The sequence below is a fragment of the Halonotius pteroides genome (genome assembly GCF_003605635.1).
GTDB lineage: Archaea > Halobacteriota > Halobacteria > Halobacteriales > Haloferacaceae > Halonotius > Halonotius pteroides.
In genome coordinates, this window is the sequence record NZ_QMDW01000090.1 from 1 (window position 1) to 1,115 (window position 1,115).

Below are 1,115 nucleotides of genomic sequence, written 5' to 3' on the forward strand. Positions count from 1 at the left end.
ACGGGCGGACGGGACTGTCGCGTCGTCGCGACCGACGTCCACGAACGATCCGTTCCCGGGGCCGTCCGGTTCGTCCGCGACGACGTGACCGACCCCGACCTGTCGGTCTATCGGGGGGCCGACGCGGTGTACGCGCTGAACTGTCCACCGGAACTGCAACGTCCCCTCGCCGACGTCGCCGAGGCGGTCGGCACGGACTGTCTGTTCACAACTCTCGGCGGCGACCCGACGGTCGTCGACGCCGCTCCGGAAGCCCTTTCGCACGACACGTTGTTTCGACTCAACACATGAACACACCGCTTGCATCCACAGTATGAACGTCGACGCAGTCATCCTCGATGTCGATGGCGTATTGGTCGACGTCGCCGACTCCTATCGGCGTGCTATCGTCGAATCCATCGAGTACGTCTACGGTGACACCATCGAGTACGACCACATCCAGCTGTTCAAGGACGCCGGCGGGTTCAACAACGACTGGGAGCTGACGTACGCCGCCGCGTTGTACGTCCTCGCCCGCCGGGAGAACCCCGAGTTGAGCATCGGGACCTACACGGGCCTGATCGCCGCCTCCGGGGGCGGGCCGACGGCCGCCGAGACCGCTATCGCCGACGAACTCGACCCGGCCGCCCGCGAGCAGGTCCTCGCCGAGTGGGACTGCGGTCGGCTCCGGGACGTCTTCCAGCAACTCTATCTCGGCGGTGAGCTCTATCGCCGCCTCGAGGGCGGCGAGCCGGACCCCGACCTCGACCGACCGGGATTCATCGACGACGAACCCGTATTGCTCGACTCGGACACCCGCGGACGACTCGAGGCGTGGCCCCTCGGCGTCATCACGGGGCGTCCGGCCGCCGAAGCCGACATCGCTCTCGACCGCGTCGGCCTCGACATTCCGGAGGCACACCGCTTCACGATGGACGACTGGGAGGCCGGCAAACCCGATCCCGGCGCGCTCCTCACGCTCTCGGATCGCCTCGACGCCGACCGTCCGGTGTTCGTCGGCGACACGCTCGACGACATCCGGACGGTCACAAACGCGAACGAGGCGGATTCCTCCCGGACGCACCGCGGTGTCGGCGTCCTCACCGGCGGGCTCTCCGGCGAAGAGGGGCGCCGAA

The 1,115-nt window shown here is 67.9% G+C and carries 2 protein-coding genes; both read left to right on the forward strand.

Features of this window, described 5'->3' with window-relative positions:
- A partial coding sequence (locus DP106_RS15250; RefSeq protein ID WP_120086638.1) for a UPF0146 family protein occupies positions 1-291 on the forward strand: 291 nt, incomplete at its 5' end.
- 22 nt (positions 292-313) lie between these two features.
- A partial coding sequence (locus DP106_RS15255) for a TIGR01548 family HAD-type hydrolase (RefSeq protein WP_120086640.1) occupies positions 314-1,115 on the forward strand: 802 nt, incomplete at its 3' end.